Source organism: Curtobacterium sp. 1310 (assembly GCF_017834105.1).
Lineage (GTDB): Bacteria > Actinomycetota > Actinomycetes > Actinomycetales > Microbacteriaceae > Curtobacterium.
In genome coordinates this window covers 346,837-370,268 of sequence record NZ_JAFICY010000004.1, presented here as the reverse complement: position 1 = coordinate 370,268, position 23,432 = coordinate 346,837, and the positions used below count along the sequence as shown (strand labels likewise).

Annotated in this window: 16 protein-coding genes; 5 read left to right on the top strand and 11 right to left on the bottom strand. The window is 73.2% G+C overall.

Annotated features, from left to right (window positions below; all coding sequences use genetic code 11):
* Positions 1–83 precede the first annotated feature (83 nt).
* A complete protein-coding gene (locus tag JOD95_RS12460; RefSeq protein ID WP_066654995.1) occupies positions 84–308 on the bottom strand; it encodes a DUF3499 family protein in 225 nt (74 codons plus the stop codon).
* A gap of 92 nt (positions 309–400) precedes the next feature.
* Between JOD95_RS12460 and JOD95_RS12455 the strand changes: the two genes are divergently transcribed.
* Positions 401–841 (top strand): metallopeptidase family protein, encoded by a 441-nt coding sequence (locus JOD95_RS12455; RefSeq protein WP_066654996.1) that lies wholly within the window; start codon positions 401–403, stop codon positions 839–841.
* A 311-nt stretch (positions 842–1,152) separates the two neighbouring features.
* Here JOD95_RS12455 and JOD95_RS12450 read toward each other — a convergent pair whose 3' ends face one another.
* From JOD95_RS12450 to manA, 5 genes are all read right to left on the bottom strand, one after another.
* Positions 1,153–2,556, bottom strand: coding sequence for a DUF5719 family protein (locus JOD95_RS12450; RefSeq protein ID WP_209685208.1), 1,404 nt, complete (start codon positions 2,554–2,556; stop codon positions 1,153–1,155).
* Positions 2,553–5,432, bottom strand: coding sequence for a glycosyltransferase family 2 protein (locus JOD95_RS12445; protein WP_209685206.1), 2,880 nt, complete (start codon positions 5,430–5,432; stop codon positions 2,553–2,555). The genes JOD95_RS12450 and JOD95_RS12445 overlap by 4 nt, the downstream gene beginning before the upstream one ends.
* A 153-nt stretch (positions 5,433–5,585) precedes the next feature.
* Positions 5,586–5,924: a WhiB family transcriptional regulator gene (locus JOD95_RS12440; protein ID WP_081985311.1), complete on the bottom strand. Its 339-nt coding sequence runs from the start codon at positions 5,922–5,924 to the stop codon at positions 5,586–5,588.
* Positions 5,925–6,114: 190 nt separating this feature from the next.
* Complete coding sequence (gene galE, locus JOD95_RS12435; protein ID WP_209685205.1) at positions 6,115–7,077, bottom strand: UDP-glucose 4-epimerase GalE; 963 nt, start codon at positions 7,075–7,077, stop codon at positions 6,115–6,117.
* A gap of 54 nt (positions 7,078–7,131) precedes the next feature.
* Positions 7,132–8,340, bottom strand: a complete 1,209-nt coding sequence (manA, locus tag JOD95_RS12430) for a mannose-6-phosphate isomerase, class I (protein WP_209685203.1) — start codon at positions 8,338–8,340, stop codon at positions 7,132–7,134.
* 102 nt (positions 8,341–8,442) lie between these two features.
* Here manA and JOD95_RS12425 point away from each other — a divergent pair, with 102 nt between their 5' ends.
* Together JOD95_RS12425 and JOD95_RS16970 are read left to right on the top strand one after the other, a co-directional pair.
* Positions 8,443–10,527 carry an acyltransferase family protein gene (locus tag JOD95_RS12425; protein ID WP_209685202.1) on the top strand — a complete coding sequence of 695 codons (2,085 nt, stop codon included), beginning with the start codon at positions 8,443–8,445 and terminating at the stop codon, positions 10,525–10,527.
* Positions 10,528–10,551: 24 nt separating this feature from the next.
* Complete coding sequence (locus JOD95_RS16970; RefSeq protein WP_081984932.1) at positions 10,552–11,928, top strand: O-antigen ligase; 1,377 nt, start codon at positions 10,552–10,554, stop codon at positions 11,926–11,928.
* A 9-nt stretch (positions 11,929–11,937) separates the two neighbouring features.
* Here JOD95_RS16970 and JOD95_RS12415 read toward each other — a convergent pair whose 3' ends face one another.
* Entirely contained in the window at positions 11,938–13,452 is a 1,515-nt protein-coding gene (locus JOD95_RS12415; protein ID WP_209685200.1) for a hypothetical protein, read from the bottom strand.
* A gap of 94 nt (positions 13,453–13,546) precedes the next feature.
* Between JOD95_RS12415 and JOD95_RS12410 the strand changes: the two genes are divergently transcribed.
* A complete protein-coding gene (locus tag JOD95_RS12410) occupies positions 13,547–14,866 on the top strand; it encodes a hypothetical protein (protein WP_066655006.1) in 1,320 nt (439 codons plus the stop codon).
* A gap of 99 nt (positions 14,867–14,965) precedes the next feature.
* Here JOD95_RS12410 and JOD95_RS12405 read toward each other — a convergent pair whose 3' ends face one another.
* The 4 genes from JOD95_RS12405 to JOD95_RS12390 form a co-directional block, all read right to left on the bottom strand.
* Positions 14,966–15,724: a polyprenol monophosphomannose synthase gene (locus JOD95_RS12405; RefSeq protein ID WP_209685199.1), complete on the bottom strand. Its 759-nt coding sequence runs from the start codon at positions 15,722–15,724 to the stop codon at positions 14,966–14,968.
* 32 nt (positions 15,725–15,756) lie between these two features.
* Positions 15,757–17,127 (bottom strand): hypothetical protein, encoded by a 1,371-nt coding sequence (locus JOD95_RS12400; protein ID WP_209685197.1) that lies wholly within the window; start codon positions 17,125–17,127, stop codon positions 15,757–15,759.
* 182 nt (positions 17,128–17,309) lie between these two features.
* Positions 17,310–19,397 carry a hypothetical protein gene (locus JOD95_RS12395; RefSeq protein WP_209685195.1) on the bottom strand — a complete coding sequence of 696 codons (2,088 nt, stop codon included), beginning with the start codon at positions 19,395–19,397 and terminating at the stop codon, positions 17,310–17,312.
* 241 nt (positions 19,398–19,638) lie between these two features.
* Entirely contained in the window at positions 19,639–20,670 is a 1,032-nt protein-coding gene (locus JOD95_RS12390) for a glycosyltransferase family 2 protein (RefSeq protein ID WP_209685193.1), read from the bottom strand.
* Between the two features lie 118 nt (positions 20,671–20,788).
* Between JOD95_RS12390 and JOD95_RS12385 the strand changes: the two genes are divergently transcribed.
* Positions 20,789–23,356 carry a glycosyltransferase gene (locus JOD95_RS12385; RefSeq protein ID WP_209685191.1) on the top strand — a complete coding sequence of 856 codons (2,568 nt, stop codon included), beginning with the start codon at positions 20,789–20,791 and terminating at the stop codon, positions 23,354–23,356.
* Positions 23,357–23,432 lie beyond the last annotated feature (76 nt).

Genomic DNA, 23,432 nt, shown 5'->3' with positions numbered 1-23,432 from the left:
CTCCGGCGGGCGGGCCACCGGAACCGACGCACGCGGCGGCCGTCGGTCGGCGGCGTGGGCCACCGGGACCGCGGTGCGCGGCCTCAGTCGGCGGGCGCTGCGTCCCGCCGGATCGGTTCGCGCCGCACGACGTCCCAGCCGCGGGGCACGCGCAGGCGGGCCGCGTGGCGGGCGCAGAGGTCGTACCCGTGCGGCTCGACACGGGTGGAGAGGGGCCCGACGACGACCATGGAGTCGCCGTAGTCGTACGTCAGGGTCGCCGAGGCGCTCGCGCCACAGGCGACCTTGCTGCAGATCCGTACGTCCATACCGGCACCGACCCTACCGGGCGCACCACCGCGACGGCCTGCCGAGGGCCGTCGCCGGGGTCGGCCACGCCCTCGCCGCGTACGATGGCGGGATGCGTCGGAAGCACCCCACCGTCACCCCCGTCGACCGCGCCCGTGGTCGGTCACGGCACGGACGCGGTGGCCGGTCGAGTGTCACCGGACCGGAGCTCGCGCCCGTCATCACGCGCGCCGAGACGTTCGACCGCATCGTCGGCGACACCGCCCACTACCTGGTGGGGCTCTGGCCGGACGAGCTCGCCGGGGTGGTGTTCCAGGTGGCCGACATGCCGACCGACCAGACGCTGCCGGACCGCCTCCCCCGCTGGCGGGTCGACCGCGGCGACCGGCGCGTGACGCTGTTCCGGATCCCCGTCGAGCGGGTCACCCGGAGTCCGGAGAAGGACGACACGGACCGCCGCGTGATCATCGAGACCGCGGTGTTCCGTGCGGTCGGCGAGCTCATCGACAAGGACCCGTGGGACCTGGCGCCCGACCGGTACCGCCACTGGTGACCGACAGGGACCAGCGCCCACGGCCGGACCCGGCGCCCGACCGGTACCGCCACCGGTGACCGACAGGGAACAGCACCCACGGCCGGACCCGGCACCCGACCGGTACCGCCACCGGTGACCGACACGGACCAGCACCCACGGCCGGACCCGGCACCCGACCGGTACCGCCACCGGTGACCGACACGGACCAGCATCCACGGCCGGACCCGGCACCCGACCGGTACCGCCACCGGTGACCGACACGGACCAGCACCCACGGCCGCACCATGCGTCCGACCGGCACCGCCACCGCTGACCGACGGGCCCCGGCGTCAGGGGTAGACGCGCACCGGGGTCGAGACCTCCGTCGCCGGCCGCACCGGGAAGCCGGCGATGCCGTCGTCCGCGTCGTAGCTGACGCCCGCGACGAGCCCCTCGGCGCCGGTGAGCTCGAGCTGCGTCGACACCGGGACCTGCACGGTGGCCGTGCTGCCCGAGGCGACGTCCACCTCCTGCTCACGGTCCCCCGAGGTGATCGTCACCGTCGCGTCCGACCGCGTCGGGTTGACGAGGTTCATCCGCGACCCGCCGCCGGGCGCGACCGCGGTCACGACACGGTCGCCGAGGGGCTCCGCGGACGCGAACCAGCCGAGGTCGGTCCGACCGTCGTCGGTCGGCTTCGTGGTGCGGGCCCCCGCGACGAGCGGCTCCGTCGACGTCACCGTGAGCGAGTACCGCCCGTCCGGGAAGTCGTCGAGGGCGACGTCGGTGACGACCCCGGGCTCAGCGGTCGCGTTCACCGTCGAACCGCCGCCGTCCGCCGTCGTGATGCCGACGGTCACGCGTGCAGCGCGGTCGCCGGGGACGAACAGGCGGAGCACCGGGGTGGCGTCCTCGGTGTCGTCCCCGCGCTGCGCCTCCTCGGCGCCGCTCAGCACGACCGCGGGGATCACCTGCGTCCGCGCCGGTGCGGCGCCGCCGGAGACGACGTCGTAGCCGCCCGGGGTCAGCGTCCGCACGATGTTCTCCTGCATGTGCGCGACGATCTGCCCGCCGGACGAGGTCACGTGCACGACCGTCGATCCCTGGTCGGCGACGAAACCGGACAGCGGCACGACCTTCTGCGTGTTCGGTGCGACCACGATGCCGGTGGTCCCGGGCGCCTGCACGGTACCGGAGGCGTCGAACACGTCGAGGTCCACGGTGGCGTTGACGTCCGTCGGGTTCGACAGCGTGATGAGGCTGGTCCGGCCGGTCTCGGTGGAGCCGCCGACCAGCCAGGTCGACTGGCCGGGGTCGTCGCAGGACGCCGCGCCGAAGCCGACGAGGTCCCCCGACGACACGCTCTGCGAGGTGCTGCCGGCGACCTGCGGCGTGCTGTCACCGGCGGGCGCGGTGAGGAGCTGGGGGTCGCTGCCGCCGGTGGTCGACGAGCCGAGGGTCGACCGGTCGACGGTGCTGCCGGTGGTGCCGGTCGCGACCTCCGACGACCCGACGGTGCTGGCCGTCGTCGCGTCGTTCCCGGACTCGTCCGAGAGCCGCAGCGCGCTGCCGGCGCACACGCGCTCGGCGTCGGCGGGCACCGGTGTGACGAGTCGACCGGCCGGGCGGAGCGCGGTGCTCTCGGTGCCGATCGCGTGCGCGGCCGTCACGGCGCCGGCGGCGACGACCACGGCGACCGCGGTCGCGGTGCCGCGGACGACCCACCGTCGGACGGACCGGTGCTCGGTGCTCATTCGTCGCGCTCCTCGTCGAAGGTGGTGGCTGGTTCCTCGGCCTCGATGACGTTCGAGGTGGCACGGCGGCGACGTGGTGCGGTCGGGACGGCGAGCAGGGCCGCTGCGCCGAAGACCACGCCGAGCACGATCAGGTAGAGCACGTGCGTCGCCTGGGTCGCGGCCGAACCGGTGGACACCCGGTCGACGTCGCCCTCGTAGTGGAAGAGCCGGCCGGAGGTGGTCTCGCCGATGCTCGTGAACCGGGCGTCCTGGCCGATCGCTCCGGCCGCACGGTCGTGCACCTGCTGCGCCGCGTCGGCGTCCGGTGCGTCGTCGAGCAGCACGAACGAGATGCCGAGCTCGCGGAGCGCGGGTTCGGGGTCGTACCCGCTGCGGCTGGCGAGGTTCCCGGCGAGCGTGGCCAGCTGCGCGCCCGACCTGCTGAGGCGGAGCGCGGTGGAGTCGAGCGTCGTCTGGTCGTCGAGCGTCGAGCCCTGGCCGCGTTCGAGCGACACCGCGAGGGAGCCGTCGGTCTGCGGGTCGACCACGAGCGTGCCGACGTCCGGGTTGGCCTGGGCCTCGGCGTTCACGTAGGCGCTCAGGACCCGTCCGGTGGTCGGCTGCAGGAGCGTGTCACCGAGGGTGGACGCGGCGAAGGCGGGGGTGACCGCGACCCCGGCGAACACCGCCGCGACGAGTGCGGTGACCGGAGCGGTCCGCGGCAGCACGTCGATGCCGATCGACGCCGCGAGCACGATGCCGAGCGCCGTCACGGACAGGGCGCTGCCGGGCCACACGATCGTCGTGGTCGAACCGACCCCGGTGACGGTGAGGTGGGTCGCACCGAAGGCCGTCGCGTAGCCGAGGAGCGCCAGGACGAGCGCTGCGCCGGCGACGGCCCAGCGGTGTCCGAGGAGCGCCCCGACCGCGAGCACGACGACCGGCAGCGCGAGGACGGCCATCGCGACGGGCAGGACCGCCGCCGCGAGCCCGAGGGACGTCGTCGCGGGGAGCCACCCGCTCCAGTCCGGCAGCGGCTGCCCGACCGCGAGCTGGAGCGCCGAGGGGGCGCGCGTGGCGGAGGGGACGCCCGGGTCCGCGAACACCGCGAGCGGGTTGCCGCGGGCGACCTGCGCCAGGACGAGCGGCAGGAAGAGCACGGCGGCGGGGACCGGGATGAAGACCCGACGGTGCGCACGCCGCCAGCCGACGACGAGGGACACGACCCACCCGACCAGCAGGACCGGCAGCAGCGACGGCGCCGAGGCCGCGACGACCGCGAAGAGCAGCGACGCGCCGGACGCCCATGCCCACGAGCGGTGCGCCTCGAGCACCGCCAGCAGCAGCCACGGGAGCAGCACGTGCGCGATGACGGCCCCGAGGTGTCCGGTCGTGACGGCGCCGACGAGCGTCGGGGTGATCGTGTACAGCGCGGCACCGACGACGGGCACCCAGGTGCGGGTGGTGACCTTGCGGACCACGAACCAGGCGCCGAGCGCGGCGAGCGGGAACGAGAGCAGGAGCACGACCACGACCGAGGTCGACGGCGACCAGGCGGTGATCGAGCCGAGCACGGCGAGCACGGCGGCGAACGGGTCGCTCGGGCCGGTGGAGCCGGTCCCGACCGAGTGCCAGCCGTAGCCGACGTTCTGCCACAGCCGCCCGATCGAGGTGCTGAGCGGCAGGAGTCCGCCGCCCGTGACCGCGGGGGTGCCGAGCAGCGGGTACAGCGTCACCACGCTGAGCGCGGCCGCCGCGAGCACGACCCACACGCCGCCGTCGCCGAGGAACGATGCCCGCGCGATCGGGGCGTCCTCGACCCGGGCGAGTTCGACGTCGCGCGAGGTGGTCCGTCGCTCGTGCACCCGGCGCCAGCTGACACGGAGGGGCTCGACGGCAGCCCACCCGACCCGACGGGTCCGCGCGGCGTTCGCCCGCGCCCGTCGGACGCCGCCACCGAAGGCCAAGGCGAGGGCGGCGGCGAGTTCACCGGAGACCGCGGCGGGGTGCTTCGCGACGAGGTGGCCGACGGCCCGGACGAGCGCGGTCGGCACGAGCAGCAGCCAGTGCAACCAGAGCAGCCCGGCGGGGGCGTACGTCAGCCGGCGGTGCAGTTGCGCCTGGCGGTGCAGGCGCACGCGCCGCCCCTCGGAGACGCGCTTGCGGCCGAACTCCTCGATCGGTCCGGCACTCGTCACGCGGGCCTCGGGCACCACGGCGACGCGGTGTCCGGCGAGGCGCGCACGGATGCAGAGGTCGAGCGCGGCGTCGACGTCCGGCAGCGCCGGGTCGAAGCCGCGGAGTTCGCGCCAGACCGAGCGGCGCACGAGCATGCCGGCGGCGGACACGCCCATCACGTCGGTGTGCCGGTCGTGCTGGCCCTGGTCGAGCTCGTCCTGCACGAGGGCCAGCGATCGGCCGGCGCGCGTCGTGCTCTCCCCGAACGCACGGATCCGTGCGGGGTCGTCCGTGTCGACGAGCTTCGGCCCGGCGACCACGACGGACGGCGCGATCTCGACCGCGGAGAGCATCTCGGCGAGTGCGGTCGGTGCCGGAGCGTTGTCGTGTCCGAGCAGCCACAGCCACTCGTCGGGCGCTGCGTCGGTCCCGTCGTCGCCGTCGGCGGTCGGCGCTTCGCGCTCCCCCGCCGCGACGGCCTCGCCGAAGGGGCGCCCGGCCGGCAGGCGCACGAGCCCGGCGGACCCGCCCAGGGCGAGCTCGGCCGTCGACCCGTCGGTGGAACCGACGTCGACGACGACCAGGTTGTCGGGGTGCCGGGTCTGGGCGACGAGGGCGTCCAGGGTCCGGTCGAGGTGCTCGCCGCCGTTCGCGGTCACGAGGACCGCGGTGACGCGGGGCTGGGCGGACCGGGGCTGCGCGGGACTGGGCTGCATGACGCGCGTCACTCTACGGTCTGGAGGCGCGGGACCGGTCTGCGGGAACGGCGCGCCGTCAACCTGTGCGCACCATCAACGGACGGTGGGTGGCGGAGGCGGGAGGCGCCTCCAGGCCGACCGACGCCCGTCGCGCTGCGCGCGGTGGGTGCGTCAGGCGCGGCGGCGGAGCTTCCGGCGCTCGCGTTCGGAGAGGCCGCCCCAGATGCCGAAGCGCTCGTCGTTCTCGAGCGCGTACTCGAGGCACTGCGACCGGACCTCGCACGACCCGCAGATCTTCTTCGCCTCGCGGGTGGAGCCGCCCTTCTCGGGGAAGAACGCCTCGGGGTCGGTCTGGGCGCAGAGCGAGTCGACCTGCCACGACAGCGGGTTCTCCTCGTCGCCCTCGGCACGGCGGACACCGGGGACACCGAGCGACACCGGGTCGACGTGCCAGTCCTCCGGCACGCCGGCGTGGAAGTCGGAACCGTTCACCCTGATCACCCCTGACATGTCGACGACGGCCTGCAACGACCGAAGCCGCTGCCTGTAATTACAGCGGTGTGATTCCGTTCCGTCAAGTCGCGGATCATAGAAGGTGCTGACCGCTGCGGCGTGTCATGTCCCCCGTACGGGCGTGTCGCAGGCCGTCTGTCCGGCGATCGGGGGACACACTGCGCACTCCGACCGCCGTGCCCGGGCCTCAGCCGACGCGGCGACGGGCCTCCCAGGCGCTGGACACCATCTCGTCGAGCGAGTGCCGCATCGCCCAGTCGAGGTCGCGCGCGGCGGCCTCGCCGGTCGCGACGATCCGGGCGGGGTCACCCGGACGCCGGGGCGCGACCTCGGGCTCGAACGCGATCCCGGTGCCCGACGCCATGGCGTCCATGATCTGCCGGACGCTCACGCCGTCCCCGCTGCCGAGGTTGTAGGCGCGCTCGAGCTGCTCGCCCGCCTCGAGCTTCTGCGCCGCGACGGCGTGCGAGTGCGCGAGGTCGGCGACGTGGATGTAGTCGCGGACGCAGGTGCCGTCCGGGGTGTCGTAGTCGTCGCCGTTGATGCGCGGCACCCGGCCGGCGAGCAGCGCCTCGAACACGAGCGGGAACAGGTTGTGGGGGCTGGCGTCGTACAGGTCCGGCTCCCCCGACCCGACGACGTTGAAGTAGCGGAGCGAGGTGGTGGCGAACCCGGCGGCGACCTCCATGTCCCGGAGCAGCCACTCGCCGACGAGCTTGGACTCGCCGTACGGCGACTCCGGTGCCTTCGGGGTGTCCTCGACGACGACGTCGACGTCGGGTGTGCCGTAGACCGCGGCGCTCGACGAGAACACGGCCTTGGTGACGCCGTTCTCCGCCATCGCCCGGAGCAGGGTCGCGGTACCGGTGACGTTCTGCTCGTAGGTGTGCAGCGGCCGCTCGACCGAGACGCCGGCGTACTTGAAGCCGGCGACGTGCACGACGCCGGTCACCGCGTGCGCACGGAGGGTGCTGGCCAGCAGGTCGCCGTCCAGGATCGTCCCCTCGACGAACGGCACGTCCTCCGGCACGAAGGCACGGAACCCGCTCGACAGGTCGTCGAACGCGACGGTGTCGATCCCTGCGGCGCGCAGCGCGCGGACGACGTGGGACCCGATGTACCCGGCACCGCCGGTGACCAGCCAACTCATGCTCGTCACGCTAGCGGACGGCACCGTCCCCCCGGGCCGCAGGCCGCTGCGTGTTCACGCACCGGTCGCGATGAAGACCGTGGACGTCAGACCGGTCGCGGCGTCGGCCTCGACCGTCACGTCGCCCTCGTCCGGCGTGACGTAGCAGGACTCCCCCTGGCGGAGCAGGGTCGCGGACCGCGCGCCGACGAGGGTCACGGCACCCGTGGTGCAGACCGCGATGCTCGGGCCGGAGAGCGGTGCCACACCGCCGGTGCCGAGGCCGACCGGACGACCGTCGCCGGTGACGCGGACCAGCGCGAACCCGACCCCGTCCGGAGCGAACCGGTCGACGCCCTGGTCGAGGCGTTCCGGGGTCAGCACCGGTGCCGGGTACGCGGTGAAGTCGAGCACCCGCAGGAGTTCCGGGACGTCGACGTGCTTCGCCGTCAGGCCACCCCGGAGCACGTTGTCCGAGGGCGCCATGAGCTCGATGCCGAGCCCGTCGAGGTAGGCGTGCACGTTGCCCGCGGGCAGGTACATCGCCTCGCCGGTCCGGAGCGTGACGCGGTGCATGAGCATCGACACGACCACGCCGGGATCGCCCGGGTACGCGGCGGCCAGGTCGACCACCGTCTGCACGTTCGGGGTGCGGTCGTCCTCCGGCAGGCCGGTGGCGAGGTCGGACGCCGCCTGCACCACGGCGAGCGCCGACGCATCGGCGGTCTCGAGCCAGCGCACGGTGTCCTCGAGCCCCTGCGCGAGGTGCGCGAGCAGCGGTCCGAGCCGTCCGCTCCCGCCGTCGAGCGACTCGACCTCGGCCACGGAGTCACCGACCGGGCGGAAGCCGCTGAGCGCCTCGAACCGGTCACTGAGGGCGACGACGAGCTCGGGCTTGGGGAACGGGTCCTTGTAGTTGCGCGCCGGGTCGTCCAGCGGGATCCCCGCCGCCTCCTCGCGCGCGAAGCCCTCGCGGGCCTGCTCGGGCGTGGGGTGCGCCTGGAGCGACAGGGGTGCCGCCGCCGCGAGGAGCTTCAGCAGGAACGGCAGGCCGCTGCGGTCCGGGCCGAGCGCGGCCTCGGGCTCGGCGTCGATCCAGTCGCGCAGGGTGTCGGCACCGCCCACCATCGCCGGGTTCACGACGACGCTGGGGCTCCCCGCGTGCGCGCCGAGCCAGAGCTCCGCCTGCGGTGCACCGGTGACGGTGCGGCCGAGGAGTTCGGGGATCGCGCTGGTGGAACCCCAGGCGTAGTCGCGTGGCGTGTTGGTGATGCCGAGGAACATGCCGCGAGCGTACCGGGCGGGGACCGGCGTCCGCTCGGCGCCGCCCGTGGTGCCGGAGCCGACCGGGGCATCGACGATCCGCTCTCGCATAGACTCCCCGCGATGTCCGAGCCGCGCCGCCCCGAGTCGACCCGATGGGACGTGCAGGCCCTGCGCGCCTTCGCCGTGCTGGCCGTCGTGCTGTACCACCTGTGGCCGAACCGGCTGCCCGGCGGCTTCGTCGGGGTCGACGTCTTCTTCGTCGTCTCCGGCTTCCTCATCACCGGCCACCTCGTGCGCGAACAGGCCGCGACGGGGCGCATCCGCCTCGGCGCCTTCTGGGCGCGACGTGCCGGGCGGTTGCTGCCCGGCGCGTTCCTGACGCTCCTGGCCACGGGCGCCGCGGTGCTGCTGCTCGTCCCGAGCTCGCTGTGGGGGCAGTACGGGCGCGAGCTGATCGCGTCGACGGTGTACCTGCAGAACTGGCAGCTCGCCTCCGACGCGGTCGACTACCTGGCGAGCGACAACCGGCCGTCGCCGTTCCAGCACTTCTGGTCGCTCTCGGTCGAGGAGCAGTTCTACATCGCACTCCCGGTGCTCCTCGTGCTGCTCGGCGCCGTGCTCGCCCGCGCGCGGCGTCGGGACCCCGTCCTCACGGCACGCCTCCTGCTCGGCACGGTCGCGGTCCTCTCCCTCGCGTGGTCGATAGTGCAGACGCAGACCGCGCCCGGCATCGCCTACTTCTCGACCGCCACGCGCGCGTGGGAGTTCGCGCTCGGCGGGTTGGTCGCGACGGTCCCGCTCGCCGTCGCCCGTTCGCGTCGGTCGCGTGCGGTCCGGACGGGAGGCACGTGGCTGGGCGTCGCGGGCCTGGTCGCGTCGGTCCTCGTGATCACGCCGACGACCCCCTACCCCGGCACCGCGGCGCTCCTGCCCGTCGTGTCGGCCGCGCTCGTGGTCGCCCTCGGTGCCCGCAGCGGCCTCGACGTCGTCGGCCGGACCCCGCCGGTCGCGTTCGTCGGCCGGACGTCGTACGCGGTCTACCTGTGGCACTGGCCCGCCGTCGTCCTGCTGCCGATCGTGCTCGGCCACCCGCTCGGCACCACGAGCAAGGTGGCGGTCCTGGTCGGGGCACTGGTCCTCGCCGCGGCGTCCACGCTGCTCGTCGAGGAGCCGCTGCGCGCTCGGGTCCGTTCCGCACGTGTCCGTCCGCGACGCGTCGCCGTGCTCGGCGTGGTCGCGTCGGTGGCGGTCGTCGCGCTCGGCGTCGGCACGCTGGCCGCGGTGCAGGTCCAGCAGGTGCAGGCGGCCGCGTTCGCCGAGCGCCTGACGCGCGGGGACGTCGACTGCTTCGGCGCGGCCGCGCGCATCGGCTCGGACGACCCGTGCGTCAACCCGCGCCTCGCCGACGTCCGGGTGCCCGCCCCGGCCGCCGCCCAGCACGACGACGCGAACTCGGGCGACTGCTGGTCGAACACGACGGCCGACTTCAACGTCTGCGCGCTGGGACCGAGGACCGGGTACCGGAAGCACCTGCTCGCCGTCGGTGACTCGCACAACAACGCCCTGATGACGGCCTACCGCGCGATCGCCGAGCGGGAACACTGGCGCATCGACGTCGCCGGGCACATCGGCTGCTACTTCACGACGGCCGTGCAGCAGGCCCCCACGCAGGGCTACACCGACAGCTGCCAGGGCTGGAAGCAGAACGCCGTGGACTGGGTCCGGCAGCACGACGACGAGCTCGACGCCGTCGTGGTGACGCACGCGGCGACCAAGAGCCCGGTCATCGTCCCCGACGGCAGCAGCAACGACGCGACCGTGGTCGACGGTCTCGTCGGCGCGTGGCGGGCGGCGACGGACGCGGGCGTCCCGGTGATCGCGATCCGCGACAACCCGACCGCGCGCGACGACGTCATCGCGTGCCTCGCGCAGATGCAGGGCCCGACCACCGGGGCCTGCGACCTCCCGCGCGACCAGGCCCTGGCGGCCTTCGACGGCAGCGAGCAGGCCGTTGCGGCGATCGGGGACCGTGCCCGGTACGTCGACATGACGGACTGGTACTGCGACCGGACCACGTGCCCCGCGGTGATCGGCGGGGTCGTGACGCACCGCGACCCGACGCACCTGACGGCGACGTTCGCGACGACGCTCGCCCCGGCACTCGGCGACCGGCTCAGCTCGACGCTCGCGTCGCTCGAGCGCTGAACCGGGGGCGCTAGCCTGTCTCCCGTGACGAACACCTGGCCGATCGCCCGCGGGACCGTGTCCGAGCGTGAGGCGTTCGCCCTCGCCGTGACCGTCCTGTTGACGATGTTCGCCGGTGACGCGGTCCCGAACACGACGACGTGGTACGGCGCCGCGACGATCTGGGCGATCGAGGCCGCCTGGGGCATCAGCGTCGTGGTGCGTGCGCGACCGCCGCTGACCCGGACGCCCCGCGCGCTCTGGTTCTTCCTCGCCTGGTGCCTGGTGTCGGTCGCGTGGTCGCACTGGCGACCGGCGACGCTCGCGAGCATCGTGGCGCAGGTGGTCTGCGCGCTGGTCGCCTTCGCGATCGCGTCGACGCTCTCCTGGCGCCGGATCCTCGACGCCGCGAGCACCGCGTTCCGCTGGGTCGTCGGCCTCTCCCTGGTCTTCGAGGCCGTGGTGGCCGTCGTCGTGCGGCACCCCATCGCGCCGATCTGGACCGACTACGGCGACCGGGACATCCCGGACGCCTTCTACTTCTCGCGCGCCGAGCTGTTCACCGGCGGACGCATCCAGGGTCTGCCGGGCAACGCCAACCTGCTGGCGATGGTCGCCCTGCTCGCGGCGATCGCCGTCGCGGTGCAGCTCGTCGACGGCCGGATGCGCCGGGGCCGGGCGGTCGCGTGGCTGGTCGTGGCGGCCGCCACCCTGCTGCTCACCCGGTCCTCGACGGTGTTCCTGGCCGTGGTCGCGGTGGTCGTTGCCCTCCTGGTCGCCCTGTGGATCCGACGCGTCCCGAGCGGGCGCCGGGGACCGCGTGTGCTCGCGGTGGTCGCCGGCCTGGTCGTCCTGGTCGTCGCCGCCGTCGCCGCGCGCGTTCCGTTGCTGGCGCTGCTCGGCCGTTCGTCCGACCTGACGGGCCGGGGCACGATCTGGACCGCGGTCGTGGGTCTGGCGGAGCAGCACCCGGTGCTCGGCTGGGGGTGGATCGGCTACTGGTGGCCGAACATCCCGATGCTCGCCGAACTCGCGCCGCGGAACGGCGTCCAGTACCTCCAGGCGCACGATGCGGCGCTCGACGTGTGGATGCAGACCGGCCTGGTCGGTCTGGCGCTCTTCCTCGTGTACGTCCTGACCACCTTCGGCAGGTCGTGGTCGGGGGCCGTGCGGGAGTCCTACGGTCCCGGGCTCGTGCAGCGGCCGTTCGATCCGGTCTCGCTCTTCCCGCTGCTCGTCGTGGTCGCACTGCTCGTGCAGGCGCTCGCGGAGTCGCGCCTGCTCTACCAGGGGAACTGGGTGCTGTTCGCCCTCGTCGCGATCAAGACGCGGATCGTGCTCGTGAACGAGGAACCGCCGTCGACCGGGGACGGGCCGCGCACTCCCCTCGCGCAACGCGCCTTCCGCGCCACGTCGGGCTGAGGGGCGGCGTCACCGCCCGGTGGCACCGGTGCCGAGCACCAGCACGCAGGGCACCCGTGCCTCCCACGGCAGCGCCCCGATCATCACCGTCCCGGCAGGGTCCTGTCGGCACCGTGCCTCGGCGGCGACCACCTGCGGGTACCACTCCGGCCCCGTCGCGCGCTGCGCCGTACCGGGGAAGGCGGCGACCCAGGTGGCCACGAGGACCGCGACGACCGTCCACCCGAGGACGCGGCGGACCACCCGGACCGACCGGTGCCCACCGACGACCGTCGCGTCCGTGCCCGTGCTCGCGTCCGTGCCCGCGTCCGTGCCCGTGGTGTGCACGGCGCCCGACCGCAGCACGTGTCCGACGAGCACCGACGCCGACACCACCAGCGCTGCGCTCAGCAGCATGCCGGCCGCGGCCGCGTAGCGCGAGGGAGTCGCGTCGAGCAGCGCGCCGGGGTCGGACCGGGACCAGCGTCCGTTCGCCGAGGCGTTGGCCAGCAGGGCGGCCGACCACACCACGACCGACCCCACGGCGAGGGCAGACGCCAGCAGCGCCGCACGACGGCGTCGCTCCCGCAGCCCGACGACGACCGCCGTGACGACGATCGCGACGAGCACCGCAGCGGGCACACCGACCACCCACCACCCCGAGGCCACGACCGCGCGTCCGACCGCGGCCAGGTCCGCTCGCCACAGGCCGCCGACCGTCTGCAGCAGGTACCCCGAAGCCACGTCACGGACCGAGGGGTCGCCCCGCGGCGAGTCCCGGTCGGTGGTCAGGGCCGTCACGACCTGCGCGGCCCCCGCGCCGAGGGCCGCGACGGTGACGGGCAGCGCGCGGAGGACGCGCGCACGGCGGGAGGGCACCGCGGACGATGCGGGGGGCACCGCAGCGGACGCCGTGTCGGCGCGTCCGGCGGACGCTCCGGTCGCCCGGGCTCGGTCGCGTCCCGGCACCCAGGCGAGCAGGAGCAGCGGCAGGAAGAGCAGCGCCTGGACCTCGGTGGTGAGGACGAGCACGGCGACCAGGGCGAGCGTCACCGCCCCGGTCCGGCTCCGGGCACGGTGCGCGAACACCCACGGCGCGAGCAGGAGGGCGGTGGTGTGCAGGTTCGCAGCGTTGCCCAGCACCTCCCACGGTGCCGTGGGCAGCAGGACCGGCACCGCGGCCAGCACGACGCGGAGCACCGGCGACGGCACGACGTCCGCGGCGAGGACGAAGACGCCGGCGCACGCAGCTCCGGTCAGGACGCAGCAGAGCGTCGTCACCGTGAGGGCGTACCAGGCGATCGGCAGCGCGAACCCGACGTCGACGACGAGTCGCGGGACGACGTGCAGGTACCCCGCGTACGGCTCGACGACGCTCGCGGCTGCTCCGAGGGCGAGGTGCTCGCGGAAGAAGAGCCCGGCGTCCTCGGCCCAGGCGGTCCCCCGCGCGACGGGTCCGAGTCGGACCCACGCCGCGAGCGCCGCCAGCAGCCCCACCCCGACCGCCGCGCCCGAGCGTCGGAGCCGGTCCCTCGTCGATGTCATCGGGGTCCGACGCTAGCGAGCGATCGACGATCCGCGATATCGACGCTCCGGTACGGCGCAGGTCCCGCGCGGCCGAGTACGTCAGACTGGACGGATGACGGACGGCAGGACGACGCGACGCATCCGCGCGCGCCGCTACCTCTCCGCCTGGATCGGATTCTCCGCCGGCGGTCGGTTCAGCCAGGCACTCGCGACGACCATCGTGCTCTTCGCGTTCGGCGAGCCGACCGTCCGCGTCCTGGTGGGTCCTGCCGGCACCTGGTCGGTGCTCGTGACCCTCGCCGTGCTCGCCGGGCTCAGCCTGCTCGGGCAGCGCTACCGGATCGAGTGGCACGGCGTCCTGCCGCTGTCACTGCTCGTCTTCGTCGGGTACTGCGCGCTGAGCGTGCTGTGGAGCGAGTACTCCTGGGTCGCCCTGCGCGGGCTCACCGCCACCGTCGGGTTCGTCGGACTCGGACTGTACCTCGCGCTCGGTCGCGACCTCGTCCAGGTCATCCGGGCGTGCGGCGACGCCTTCCGCATCCTGCTGGTCGTGTCGCTCGGGCTCGAGGTGCTGTCGGGGCTCGTGCTCGACCTGCCGATCCCGGCGTTGGGCATCCGCGGTGACATCGCCTTCGGCGGTCCGATCCAGGGCATCGGCGGGACGCGCAACTTCATGGGCTTCATCGCGGTGACCGCCCTGGTGACGTTCGTCGTGGAGTTCCTCACCCGCTCGGTGGCCCGGTGGCGTGCCGTCGCGTCCATGGGCGGCGCGGTCGTGACGCTCATGCTCGTGCAGTCGCCGATCACCGGGCTCGCGACGATCGCCCTCGCCGGGACCGCGCTCGCCCTCTGGACCCTGCGGCACGCACGGCCCTCGGTCCGGCCGCTGCTCGACGGCGTCCTCGCCACCCTGGTCGTGGCGGCGGGAGTGGTGCTCGTCGTGACCCGCGCACGGGTGCTCCCCCGCATCGGAGCTGCCGGTGGGACGACGACACGGCTCGAGCTCTGGGAGCAGATCCGCACGTTCATCGAGCAGAAGCCGATCCAGGGCTGGGGCTGGGTGGGGACCTGGCCGAGCGAGCCCGTCGTGCCGTTCGTCACGTTCATCGATCCGTCCGGCGCCCGGTTCACGTCCGGGTTGGACGCGGCCGTCGACGCCTGGCTGCAGGTCGGCCTCGCGGGCATGCTGCTGCTCCTCGGAGCGGGACTCCTCGCCTTCGCCCGGTCGTGGGTGACGGCGACGACCTTCCCCGGCGTGGCCTACGTCTGGCCCGCGGCGGTCCTCGTGCTCCTGGGCGTGACGAGCCTGGCCGAGAGCTACCTGCTGCACGGCGCGGGCCTGATGCTCTTCGTCACGGTGCTCGTGGTCGCGGCGCGCCGACGGTCGTGGCGCGTGCGGCTCCCCCGGCTCGAGGAACGCCCGCACCCCTGAGCGTGCGCGGCTGCCGACCGTGCTGCCGTCGCAGGCGACCGCGTTGCCCTCGCAGGCGAGCCCGCGGCCGGTGGCCGGCGCTGCGCGGGGCCGAGGTCCCTAGCGTCGGGAACGCGGTCGGAACCGGCGCTGGAGCCCCCACTGCGTCGTCCGCACCATCGCCTCGACGATGATGTCCTTGCTCATCTTCGAGACACCGTGGATGCGGTCACGGAACCGGATCGGCACCTCGACGATCCGCCCGCCGAGGTCGTGGGTCCGGATGGTCATGTCGATCTGGAAGCAGTAGCCCTTCGAGTCGATCGACCCGAGGTCCATGCGCGCGATCGCGTCCGCCCGGTAGACGCGGAACCCGGCGGTGATGTCGTGCACGTCGATGCCGAGCATGATGCGCGCGTAGGTGTTGGCCCCACGGCTCAGGAACTCGCGACGCTTCGGCCAGTCCACGACCGAACCACCGCGCATCCAGCGCGAACCGATGGCGAGCAGGACGTCGTCCGACGGGTCCGCGTCGGCGACCGCGGCGATGAGCGCCGGCAGGCGGTCGGCCGGGTGCGAGCCGTCGGCGTCCATCTCGACGAGCAGGTCGTAGCCGTGCTCGAGACCCCAGCGGAACCCGGCGACGTAGGCCGTCCCGAGACCGAGCTTGCCGGAGCGACGGAGCAGGTGGACCCGCTCGTCGGTCCGGGCCATCTCCTCGACGAGGTCGCCGGTGCCGTCCGGGCTGCCGTCGTCCACCACGAGGAGCCCTGCCGAGGGCACGGTCTCGAGGATCCGTGCCGCGATGTCCTTGATGTTCTCGGCCTCGTTGTAGGTCGGCACGATCACGAGGGGCTTGGCTTCGGTGTTGCGGGTCATGTCCTGCTCACGGTCGGGGTGGTCCGGCGCGGTCAGCGCTCGGCGTCCTGGTCGATGACGGCGCACGGCACCGTCACGGCCCACTGCGGGCCGGGGGCGATCTGCAGTGCGGCGTCGCGGTCCGGGTCGAGCTCGCACTCGGTCTCCGAGGTCTGGACCTGCTGGTCCCAGAACGGGCCGCCCTGCCGGCTCGACGCGTGCATCTCGAAGTTCGCGACGAAGGAGCTGACGACGGCCAGCACGAGGAGCGCACCGGCGGTCGTCGCGAGCCACGGGAGGGCGCGCCGGGGCGCATCCTGCGGGTGCGGGTGCACGACGCCGGGCACGCGGACGCCACGGCTCAGCGCCACGTCCGCGATGACGGCGAACGCAGCGATGACGTACATGGATCCGGCCGCCGAGTACCGGAAGGTCCAGTTGCCCAGCCACTGCGCCGTGTCGAAGTGCGCGAAGGCGAGCATCGCGTTCGGGTTCAGCGCGACGGCACCGAACCAGACGGCGGCCGAGCCCCAGAGCATCGAACCGAGCACCCAGCGCTGCGCCGATCCCCCGGCCCAGAACGCGAGCGCGGCGAGGAGCGCGGCGAACACGAGCGGGGCGACGACGATCCAGGTGCCGTGGTGCGCGATGACCTCACCGACACGCGACATGCTCCACGTGGCAGAGCCCGCGAAGGGCTGCACCGCGTACCCGAGCAGCATGTCCCCGACGGAGTTGTGCTCGACGTTCGGCGCTGCGCGCGGGTGGGCGAGGGTGGTCGCGACCTGGGCGAGACCGCCGACGAGCGTGCCCGCGATCACCGGCCAGCGACGGCGGTTGCGGATGCCCAGGAAGAAGAGCGGGAAGAAGACGACGACCTGGATCTCGGTGAGCCCGGCGAGCAGCGTCGCCACGCCGAGGACGATGCCCCGCGTCCACGAGCGCACCGGGGCGAGCAGGGCGAAGGGCACGAGGTACATGAGGAACCAGTGCAGGTTCGCGGCGTTCGCCTGGATCTCGACCGGCCCGAGCGGCACGAGCACCGGGACGAGGGCGAGCAGGAGCCGGGCGACGACGGACCGGAGCACGCCCGCGGTCAGGACCCAGACCGCGGCACCGACCGCTGCCGTGACGGCGACGCAGAGCGCGGAGACGGTCACCGCGAACCGGTCGATCGGGGCGATCTCGCTCGCGATCGCGATCACGATCCGCGGGACGACGTGGAGGTAGCCCGCGTAGTCGTGGAAGAGCGCTCCCGCGAAGCCGAGTCGGTACTGCTCCTGGAGGAAGACCTTGCCGTCCTCGGCCCACAGCGTGTTCCGGACCTCGGGTGTCAGGCGCAGCCAGCCGAGGGCTGCGATGACCAGGAAGAGGACGACCGGCACCACCGCGGCGCCCACGGACCGGCGGCGGATGGCCGGCACTGCTGGCGCATCGTTCGAGGTGCGTCCTCCGACTGAGCTGGTTCCGACCACCGGACGATCCTCTCACAGCGGTCGCCCCGCGCGGACACGGCGCGACGACCGATCGTCCGACGGGACGCAGGACGCCGCCGCCCGGGGTCGGGCGGCGGCGTCCTGCGGCCGACGTGCTGCGTCCGGGTGGGTCAGGGCACGGTCACGGTCCGGCAGCCGTACTCGGTGTTGCCCTGGCCCGCCGTGTCGAGGCCGTAGGCGCAGATCGTGTGCCGTCCGGCAGCGGCGGTCAACGTCACCGACCACCCGTGCGCCGCGCCCGCCTCCGGGTAGGCCCTGGCGACGTCCGGCCGGCTGTTCGAGGCCGTCGTGCGGACGCCCTTCGACCCGTCGTAGACGTCGACCGCGATCGTCGCGGTGGCGTCGTCGGGGTCGAACGCCCATCCGCCGACCCGGATGCCGCCCTTCACCGCGGTCACCTCGTCGAGGCTGCCGACGGGGGCCTGGCTGGTGACCGTGACCGTCCTGCACCCGAGGACCGGGTCCTTCTTGCCCGACTTCACGTGCAGCGCACGGACGCACACCTCGTGGGTGCCCTTCGTCGCTGCGACGGTGGCCGAGAACCCGTGGGCGGAACCGTAGGAGGGGTACACCCGCTCCACGTCGGTCCGTGTGCGGTCCGCGACGAACTCCTGACGGTCACCGTCGACGTAGACGCGGACCTTGATCGAGTCCTTCGTGTCGCCGTCGAGCGCCCATCCCCCGACGGAGACCGACGACGCACCGACGGTGACGGAGTCGAGGGAGCCGATCGGGACGGACCCCGGCACGTTCACGGTCGTGCACGACCCCACCGTCGCGTTCGACCCCGCGCCGACGTTGAGTCCCGTCGCGCAGATGCGGTGGTTGCCGGCACCGACGGGCACCGTCGCGGCGAAGCCGTGCGCCGATCCGTACCCCGGGTACGCGCGACCGACGTCGGTCCGCTCCTTCGCGCCGGACAGCTGCTTCACGGTCTTGCCGTCGGCCTGGATCGTGACGCCGATGGACGACTTCGTCTCCGGGTCGATCGCCCACCCCGCCACGGAGACCCCGCCGGGCGCCGCCGACGCCCGGTCGAGCGAGCCGAACGGGGAACCGTCGGCGACGGTCACCGTCTTGCACCCGAGCGAGGCACGGGCCCGGGTGTCGGCGTTGACCGCCCAGACGCAGACCTGCTGTGAGCCCGGGGGCGCCGCGGTCGTGTGCTTGAACCCGTGGTTCGGCCCCTGCTTCGGGTACGCGGCACCGACGTCGTTGCGGACGCGGTTCGCGGTGGTCGACGTCTCGGTGCCGCCCACGGTGACGTCGACCCGGGTGCTCGCGCTGGTGTTCCGGTCGAGCGCCCAGCCCTCGACGGTCACCGCGTTGTAGCCGGCCGTGAGGACGTCGAAGCTGCCGAGCGCGGTGACCGGGGGCGCCGCGTTGCCGGTCGGGCTGCCGAACCAGTCGCTGTACATGCGCCAGAAGTTGCGGTTGCCGTAGGCCGAGCAGCCGTCGCCGGTGCCGTACAGGTTGTTCAGCGCGGCCGTGTTCGGCGTGTACGGCGTGTAGTAGTACAGCGCGGCCGTGGCCTTGTTCTGCACGTTCACGGGCTTGGTGCCGCAGGAGACCGGCACGTTGTACTGGATGTTGCGGGTGGCGCCCGGGTTGAACCACGTGAAGTAGTTGCTCGTCCCCGGCGGGTTGCTGTACCGCTTCCACTGCCAGGCGGACCAGTACATCTGGTTGCCGACACCGGCGTACGCGGGATCGCATCGGCCGCCGACGTTGTCGGGGCAGGCGTAGCCCATGGCCCGCTCGAGGACCGCGGCGGAGGGACCGCGGTTCGTGACCAGGCTCTGCTCCTTCTGCAGCGTGACGAGGAGCACCTTCGGGCTGATCCCGCACGCCGCGCTGACGCGGGTGACGATCTGCGCGGTGGAGAGGGACGAACCGCCGGTGACGGCCGAGCACATGGCGTCCCCACCGCGGCTGTTCATCGAGAACCGGCCGTTGCGCAGGCAGTTGCTGTTCGTGCAGGACGACACCTGGCTGTTCAGGAAGGCCTGCACCTGGTCGGCGGTCATCGCCGTGCCGTCGTAGAAGTTGGCGTCGGAGATGATGTTGCCGGCCTGGAACGACGACCCGCTGAGCGCCGAGGCGGGCTCCTGCGATGCGGTCGGACCGGAGACCTGCAGACCGACGAGCACGCTGGCGACCGCCAGCACGCTCGCAGCCATGGCGAGGAGCTTCTTCACGTCGGGGGCCTTCCTGAGGGGCGGACGACGGGTGCGAGCGAGCACGTGCTCCGGGAGCGGTCCGGAACGACCCTGTCCACGGTCCAGACCACACGTGTCACGAAACTGTACCTCCGTCACAGTGATCACACAGCCCCCGCGTCGGCCCCCGTCCGGGAGGCGCGCCACACCGCCGCCGGTCGCCCGCCGCTCCGGCGGGTGACCGGCTCCACCCCGGCCGGTCCCGTTCCTGGGACGACCCTCAGGTGCCGGTGTCGAGCAGCGACTCGACGGCACGACGTGCCGCAGCGCCCGTGCCGTCCGCGCGGCGGGCGCGACGGGCGTGCGCGACGAGACCCGGTGCCTCCCGGCCGAGTCGCGCCCACTGCGCCGGCGTGAGCTGCCCACCCGCGGGGCGGAGGAGGTCCCGGGCGGCGCGCGCGAGCGTCCGCAGCACGACCCGGCGCACCATCGGCGGCGAGCCGTTCCGCAGGACGACCGCCAGGCGGTTCCGCATGCTCTGGTACCGGACCAGGGGCGAGTCGCTGCCGGAGCTCGCCGCGTGCCGGTGCGTGACGACCGCGTCCGGAGCGTGGCGGACCTCGTACCCGGCGAGCCGGAGCCGCCACGACACGTCGAGGTCCTCGTAGTACATGAAGAGGGACTCGTCGAAGCCCCCGACGTCGGCGAGGGCGTCCCTGCGGAGGAACACCGCCCCGCCGGAGAAGCCGAAGAGCGGTGCGGTCTCCGGTGCGTCCTGCAGCGGCCGCAGCCAGTCACGGTCGCGGCCGTTGCCCGAGCGGTCGAGCACGACCCCCGTCCCGTTGACGAGCGTGCGGCCGTCGGCGTCGCGACGCCACCGTCGGCCGTCCACACCCACCAGGTCGTCCGGCCCCGGGGCGGCGCCGACGGGGACGGGGACGAACCCGCCCTCGAGCACGACCGTCGCGGCGACCGCGGCCACGCGGTCCCCACCGGCGGCCAGGGCCGCGAGACCGCGGGCGAGGAAGCCGTGGTCCGCGACGGCGTCGTTGTTGAGGAGCGCGACGACGGGCGCCGAGGCGGCCGCGATCCCCCGCGCGACCCCGCCGGCGAAGCCCGCGTTCGTCGGCTCGGCGACGAGGACGACCGCGGGCAGGTCGGCGCGGTAGTCGGCGACGGTGCGGTCGTCGGCCTCGTTGACGACGAGCACCACCTCGACCTCGGCGTCGACCCGCTGCGACCGCACGGAGTCGATCGCGCGCCGGGTGAGCTCGGGCTGGTGCCAGTCGACGATGACCACGGAGACGTCCACGTGTCCAGTCTCGCAGCCCGTGCGGCCCCGGTCCGCCGACGGTGCCCGGGTATAGTGGTGCCGCTTTCCGGGCACCGCCCGCGAGCCACCACTGCAAGCCGACGTACGGAGCCCTCCCATGTCCACCTTCGCGCCCCGCGTGTCCGTCGTCGTCATCAACTTCCGCGGGACGGACGACACGCTCGAGTGCATCGCGCGGCTCAGCGAGGTGGACTGGCCGGCCGACCGGCTGGAGATCGTCGTGGTCGAGAACGGCTCCGGCGACGACAGCGAGGCCCGCCTCCGCGCCGAGCTCGGGGACCGGGCGAACGTCCGCATCATCGTCTCCCCCGAGAACCTCGGCTTCACCGGCGGCAGCAACCTCGGCGCGCGCGAGGCGACCGGCGACGTGGTCGCGTTCCTCAACAACGACGCGAAGCCGCACCCGGCCTGGGTGAAGGAGGGCATCGCCGGCTTCGCCCCGAGCCCGCGCGTCGCCGCCGTCGCGAGCAAGGTCCTCGACTGGGAGGGCCGCACCATCGACTTCGTCGAGTCCGGCCTCAGCTGGTTCGGGATGGGCTACAAGGCGCACATCGCCGAGCTCGACGACGGCCGCTTCGACGAGCCGCGTGACCTGCTCTTCGGCACCGGGTCGGCGCTGTTCGTCCGTCGCGACGTCTTCCTCGAGGTCGGCGGCTTCGACGACGGCCTCTTCATGTTCTACGACGACGTGGACCTGGGCTGGCGGCTCAACCTGCTCGGCTACCGCGTCCGGTTCGCGCCGCGGTCGGTCGTCTACCACAAGCACCACGGCTCGATGAAGTCGTTCGGCGACCACCGCGAGATGTACCTGCTCGAGCGGAACGCCCTGCACCTGCTCTACAAGAACCTGTCCGAGGAGAACCTCGGCGTGTTCCTGCCCGCGGCCCTGGCACTGCTGGCGCGCCGCGCCGTCGCCAAGAGCGGTCGCGACTCGCAGGAGTTCGACATCCGCCGGTTCGTGGGTGCCCCGGACGAGTTCGACCCCCTGACGCCGATCTCGAAGGAGACCGTCGCCGGGTTCTTCGCACTCGACCAGTTCGTCGCCGACCTGCCGCGCCTGTCCGAGGAGCGTCGACGCATCCAGTCGCAGCGCGTGCGGAGCGACAAGGACGTGTTCCGGCTGTTCGGCGATGCGTTCAAGCCGCTGTTCGAGGACGGCTACTTCCTCGAGGGCTACCGCGCGATCCTCGAGTCCTTCGACGTCGAGGCACCGATGCACCGCACGAAGGTCCTCGTCATCACGGGTGACGCCCTCGGCGAGAAGATGGCCGGTCCGGGGATGCGCGCGTGGAAGATCGCCGAGGCCCTCGCCCCGGACAACGACGTGCGCCTGGTCACCTGGAACGTCGCGAACCGCAAGTCCGACACCTTCGAGGTCGCCCGCGTCCCGCTCCAGCACGAGCGCTCCATGCGCGAGCACGAGGAGTGGGCGGACGTCATCTTCTTCCAGGGCTACGCCCTGCACCACTTCACGACCCTGCAGCAGTCGAACAAGATCATGGTCGTCGACCTGTACGACCCGATGCACCTCGAGCAGCTCGAGCAGGCCCGCGACAACGGCGACGTCGGCTGGCGCAACCAGGTGACGAGCACGACCGAGGTCATCAACGCGCAGCTCGAGCGCGGGGACTTCTTCCTGTGCGCCTCCGAGCGTCAGCGCCTGTTCTGGCTCGGCCAGCTCGCGGCGGTCGGCCGCGTCAACCCGGACAACTACCTGGCGGACGACAACCTGCAGAAGCTGATCGCCATCGCGCCGTTCGGCATGGACTCGAAGCCCCCGCAGCACGAGCGCAAGGCCATCCGTGGTGTCACCCCCGGCATCGGCGAGGACGACAAGGTCGTCATCTGGGGCGGCGGCATCTACAACTGGTTCGACACCCCGTCGCTCGTCCGCGCGATCGCGCAGGTCGCCGAACGCCACGACGACATCCGCCTGTTCTTCCTCGGTGTCGCGCACCCGAACCCGGACGTGCCCGAGATGGCCATCGTCTCGGAGACCCGCCGCATCAGCGACGAGCTCGGCCTGACGGGCAAGCACGTGTTCTTCAACGAGCAGTGGGTCGCGCTCGACGACCGACAGAACTACCTGCTCGAGGCCGACGCCGGCGTGAGCACGCACTTCGCGCACATCGAGACGACCTTCTCGTTCCGCACCCGCATCCTCGACTACATGTGGGCGAACCTGCCGATCGTCACGACCGACGGCGACAGCTTCGGCGACCTCGTCGCAGCCGAGGGCATGGGCGTCGCGGTCACGGAGCGTGACGTGGACGCACTCGCAGCGGCCCTCGAGTCGATGCTGTACGACCCGGAGGCCGCCCAGGCCGCTCGGGACGCGGTCCGTCGCGTCCGCGACGACTTCACGTGGGAGCGCGCGCTCGCCCCGCTCGTCGAGTTCTGCAAGGACCCGCAGCCGGCGGCGGACCGCGCCCACGACGCCGCGGTGCCGGCCGGCTCCGTCACGGCCGGCAGCCGTCCGCGCGTCGCGCTGAGCCCGGCGCGTCAGCGGGAGATGGAGTTCCACGAGATCGCCAACAGCCGCCACGGCGTCGTCCGCGACGTCCGGCTGGCCACCTGGTACCTGCGGCAGAACGGCGTCTCCGGCCTGCGGGCGAAGGTCCAGGACCGCGTGCGGCTGATGCGCGAGAGCAAGAACGGGCGTTGACGTCCACACCGAGGGCGCGGACGGCTGCGAGGTACAGTTGTCCGTCGCCACAGTGCACGCCCACCCCCAGTGCACG